This is a genomic window from Nocardia sp. NPDC004582 (genome assembly GCF_053602115.1).
The window spans coordinates 1-5116 of the sequence record NZ_JBSGCY010000243.1 but is presented as its reverse complement, the minus strand read 5'-3'; the positions used below and the strand labels follow the sequence as shown (position 1 = coordinate 5116).

General features: G+C 70.3%; 3 protein-coding genes and 1 pseudogene. 3 read left to right on the top strand and 1 reads right to left on the bottom strand.

Going from position 1 to position 5116, the window contains the following annotated elements:
* The 3 genes and pseudogenes from ACWELJ_RS33200 to ACWELJ_RS33190 form a co-directional block, all read left to right on the top strand.
* Positions 1-713, top strand: a pseudogene (locus tag ACWELJ_RS33200) (hypothetical protein); the annotation flags it as partial.
* Positions 714-810: 97 nt separating this feature from the next.
* Positions 811-1602: an ABC transporter ATP-binding protein gene (locus tag ACWELJ_RS33195; protein WP_452370026.1), complete on the top strand. Its 792-nt coding sequence runs from the start codon at positions 811-813 to the stop codon at positions 1600-1602.
* On the top strand, positions 1602-4133 hold the full coding sequence (locus tag ACWELJ_RS33190; RefSeq protein WP_452370025.1) for an ABC transporter permease: 2532 nt from the start codon (positions 1602-1604) through the stop codon (positions 4131-4133). Before ACWELJ_RS33195 ends, ACWELJ_RS33190 begins: the two co-directional genes overlap by 1 nt.
* A gap of 163 nt (positions 4134-4296) precedes the next feature.
* On the opposite strand, the gene ACWELJ_RS33185 is transcribed toward ACWELJ_RS33190, so the two are convergent.
* A partial coding sequence (locus tag ACWELJ_RS33185) for a chromate transporter (RefSeq protein ID WP_452370024.1) occupies positions 4297-5116 on the bottom strand: 820 nt, incomplete at its 5' end.

Below are 5116 nucleotides of genomic sequence, written 5' to 3'. Positions count from 1 at the left end.
GTTCGAGGTCGCCTCCCGGTCGAGCACGGCCAGGTTGCCTGCTCGGCGCGGCCGCCGTCGTGGTGCTGCCGCTGGTGGCCATCGCGGGCTGCCTGGCCGTGCTCGACCGGGAGGCGACCTCGAACACCCCCGCGACCACCACCGCCGCGCCCGCGCCCGGCATCGAGGAGGAGCCCGCGCCGACCGAGGCGACCGAGCCCGCCGGCGTCCCCGAGCACGTGGGCGCGGACGCGCAGCTGCTCAGCCAGCGCTTCCCGCAGATGCTGCCGCCCGCCGACCCGTCGGCCGAGACCAATTCCGGCATCGGCTACCAGGGCGCGGCCTGCACGACCTACCAGCACTCCGCGCCCCCGCCGGATTCCGGCGCCGGGGATCCGGACCTGGGCAACTGGTCGGTGGCCTGGGACTGCACGGGCGGCGTCGGCCACCCGGCGTACCGGTTCGTCATGTACTCCTCGGCCGCCGAGCTGGAGGAGGCGCTGGCCGCGCTGCCCGGACACACTCGCTCCGAGGCCAAGGCGCACGGCGGGAAGCTCACGAACTACCAGATCAGCGGCAGCGCCCTGCTGCGCCCGCGGCTGGTGACGGAGTTCCCGGTCAAGGAGGGCAAGGGCGCCAAGGACGGCAAGCACGCCTTCCTCATGTACAGCACCGGGTTCCTCACCACGGATGAGGTGTTGCTGGACTGGTGGCGGTCCGCCCCCATCAATTGAGGCCCCGACCCGGTCGTTCGTGTGGACTTGGTGAGGACACGGCCATCAGGGACATCCCGGATGGCATCCCTCCACGAAGCTAGACACACTGGACAGCATGACTTCGAATGTCTCGGAATCCGTCACTCTCGACACAGGCGCCGACGCGGTCGCGGCTCGCGCGACCGACCTTGTGAAGATCTACGGCTCCGGCGATACACAGGTCCGCGCGCTGGCCGGGGTTTCGGCCGAGTTCGCGAAGGGGGAGTTCACCGCGATCATGGGCCCGTCGGGCTCCGGGAAGTCGACGCTCATGCACTGCCTGGCCGGGCTCGACTCGGCCACCGCGGGCACGGTCCACATCGGTGACACCGATCTGACCCGGCTCTCGGACAAGCAGATGACCAACCTGCGCCGCGACCGGATCGGCTTCGTGTTCCAGGCGTTCAACCTGGTCCCCACCCTGACCGCGCTGGAGAACATCACGCTGCCGCTGGACATCGCGGGCCGCAAGCCCGACGAGGAGTGGCTCTCGACGGTGACCAAGCGGCTCGGCCTCAACGACCGCCTCGCGCACCGGCCCGCCGAACTGTCCGGCGGCCAGCAGCAGCGCGTGGCCTGCGCCCGCGCGCTGGCCGGCAAGCCGGACATCATCTTCGGTGACGAGCCGACCGGCAACCTGGACTCGCACTCCTCCGGCGAGGTGCTGTCCATCCTGCGCGCCGCGGTCGACGAGTTCGGGCAGACCGTGGTCATCGTGACCCACGATCCGCGCGCGGCCTCGCACGCCGACCGGGTGGTGTTCCTCGCCGACGGGCAGATCGTGGACGAACTGCGCGAGCCCACCGCGGATTCCATTCTGGACAAGATGAAGTCGCTGGAGACGACGGCCGGGGAGGACGAGCTCTGATGGCAGCCTCCCCGATGCGCAAGGTCGCCTTGCGCAATCTCGCCGCGCACAAGGTGCGGCTGGTGCTGACCCTGCTGTCGGTGGTGCTCGGCACCGCCTTCATCTCCGGGTCGTTCATCTTCACCGACACCCTGCAGAGCACCTTCGACGGCATCTTCGCCAATCAGGCCAAGGGCGTGGACGTGCGGGTGCAGCCCAAGGGGCAGCAGTCGCTCGGCGTGCCGGACGACGTGGTGACCAAGATTTCCCAGCTGGACGGCGTCCGGACCATCGCGCCGAGCGTCAATGGGCCCGTGGTCCTGTTGAAGGACGGCCACGCCGTACAGACCGGTGGCGCACCGGCTTTCGGCCAGTCGTATCTGCCGCCGGAGAAGTCGGTGGCCGAGCCGGAGAAGTATGTCGACGGCGTTCCGCCGGCCAAGCCGGGTGAGATCTCCATCAACAACGGCGGCGCGGATCGGGCCGGTTTGAAGGTCGGTGATCGCACCCAGGTGCTGGTGCCGTCCAAGGGCAATATCGATGTGACCGTGTCGGGCATCTACGAGATCGACGGTTCCTCCAATACCGGTGGTTTCGTGCAGCTGCTGTTCGAGGACACGCAGGCGCGGCAGCTGTTCACCGACGGCAAGCACGTGGCGTGGGTGGACGTCGCGGCGCGGCCCGGGGTGAAAGCCGACGATCTGCGCGACGAGATCAAGGCGGCCCTGCCCGAGTACAAGGTGCAGAACGCCGACGAGGTGCGTGCGGACTTCAAGGCGCAGCTGGGCAACGCGTTGAAGTTCATCAACTACTTCCTGCTGGCGTTCGGGTCCATCGCGCTGCTGGTGGGCACGTTCATCATCTACAACACCTTCTCCATGCTGGTCGCGCAGCGACTGCGGGAGCTGGCGCTGCTGCGGGCGGTCGGCGCGAGCCGCCGGCAGATCGCGATATCGGTGGTGGGGGAGTCGCTGATCGTCGGATTGATCGGCAGCGCACTGGGTCTGGCCGCCGGCGTCGGGCTGGCGTTCGGATTGTCCGGACTGCTCAACGCGTTCAAGCTGGGGCTGCCCACCGGGACCATGTCGCTGGAACCGCGGACCGTGGTGGTGGCGATCGTGGTCGGCACCGTCGTGACGGTGCTCAGCGCGTACGCCCCGGCGCGGCGGGCGGCGAAGGTGCCGCCGGTGGAGGCCATGCGGTCGGAGTCCAATTCGCACGGAGAGTCGTTGCGGCTGCGGACCATTGTCGGCGCGGTGCTGGCGGTGGCCGGTGCGGTGCTGGTGGCGCTGGGCGCGCGCGGCACCGGCGGGACGGCCGCCGCGGTGGTCGGGATCGGCGCGGCCGCACTGATTCTCGCGGTGCTGTTCGCCTCGCCCGCGTTGTCGCGGCCGGTGGTGTCGGCGCTCGGGGTGCTGACCCGGCCGTTCGGCCCGGTCGGACGGATGGCGCGCAACAACGCGATTCGCAATCCGCGGCGCACCGCGGCGACCGCGTTCGCGCTGACGCTGGGCCTGATGCTGGTGTCCGCCATCGGCATGCTCGGTTCCTCGGCCAAGGCCAGCATCAGCGAACTGGTCGACCACGGCGTGAAGGCCGACTATATGCTGCAGGGCCCGCCCGGCGGCCTGATCGGCGTCCCGCTCGCCGCCACCGCCACCGTCGCCCAGGTGCCGCAGGTCAAGGATGTGGTGGCCTTCCACGGGGTCGCGCTGAAGGTCGACGGCAAGCAGGTGCTGGGCACCTCGCCCGAGGGCCAGATGACCAAGGTGCTCGACTACACCATGCGCGAGGGCACCGACCAGCTCGGCGCCGACGACATCATGGTCTCGGAAACCTATGCGGCCGACCACGGCTGGCATCTCGGCGACACCGTCGACATCACCAGCCTGGACTACCGCAAGTTCCCGGTCACCGTGGCGGGCGTCTACAAGGACACCCAGCTGCTGCAGAACCTGGTCGTCTCCATGTCGCTGTACGAGCGGACCGTGCCGGTCAGCTATCAGAGCAGCTTCCTGGTCCTGGTCACGGCCCAGCCCGGCGCGGATCTGCCCGCCATGCGCACCAACCTGGAGAAGGCCACCGAGCAGTACGTGATCGTGCAGGTCCAGGATCGCGAGGACTTCAAGGGCGCGCAGGGCAAGCAGATCGACACCCTGCTGGCCATCCTCTACGGCCTGCTGGCCCTGGCGGTGGTGATCGCCATCCTCGGCATCGTCAACACCCTGGCCCTGTCGGTGGTGGAACGCCGCCGCGAGATCGGCATGCTCCGCGCGGTCGGCATGCAGCGCCCGCAGGTCCGCCGCAGCATCTACCTGGAATCCATGCTGATCGCCATCTTCGGCGCGGTGGTCGGCGTCATCCTCGGCATCGGTCTGGGCATCGGATTCCTCAGCACGCTGAAGGATCTCGGTATCGCGACCATCGCGGTCCCGTGGGGCCAGATCATCCTGATGCTGCTGGCCTCCGGCTTCGTCGGAGTGCTGGCCGCCCTGTGGCCCGCCATCCGAGCCGCCCGCACACCCCCGCTGGCCGCCATCGCGGACCTGTGATCGGGCTCCTCGCCCCGGGGCGTCAGCCCCTCGGTCCTCCGCCCATGAAAGCGGGGGCCTTCGGAAATGGTGGCGTTTCACTAACGTGACTGGCCTGGGGGACGAGAGCCCGGGGTAGGGAGGAGGGCCGACGCGGAATCCGCGTCGGCCCTTTGCCTTGCGGTCAGGAGATCGGGAGACCCACCGCGGCGGCGGCGATTCCGATGGCGGCGGCACCCAGCAGGGTGGCGACCACGCCACGCCGCGCGGCCAGGAGGAAGACGGCGGCCGCGGCGAGGACGGCGAACTGCCACGCGTGCTGCAGGGCCAGGGCGAGCGGGACAGCGGAACCGAGGATGGCTCCGATGACGGCCGGGCCCGCACCCGCGAGAAAGGCCAGGACTCCGGGACTTTCGCGGAGCCGGTCGAAGCGGGGGCCGCCGAGGATGACGAACAGGAAGGACGGGGTGAAGGCCACGAGGGCGGCGAGCAGGCCGCCGGGGAGGCCCGCGGCGGCGTAGCCGACCACCGCGACCGTCTGCACGACCGGGCCCGGCGTGATCTGGCCCAGGGCAACGGCATTGAGGAACTGGGCGTCGGTCATCCAGTGGTAGTGGGTGACCGCGTCGGACTGCATGAGCGGGATGATGACGAAGCCGCCGCCGTAGGAGAGGGCGCCGACCTTGACGGCGACCCAGCTCACGGCCGCCAGACCACCGAGGGCGGGCAGCGCGAGCGCCAGGGGCAGCGGCGCCGCCGATGCGGTGGACCGGCCCGGAATCCCGGTGCGGACAACGACTTCCAGCAGACCCGCGGCGACGAGGACCAGCACCAGCCACGGACCGATCAGGGCCGCGGCGAGCGCGCCCACCACCAGGTAGGCGATCCAGCGCAGCCGGGCCGCGCGCCGCGTACCGGCCCGCTGGCGGCTGGCGGGTATCAGATCGACTCCGGCGTGGACGGCCACCGCCGCCACGGCCGCGCCCGCACCGGCGGCCGCGCCG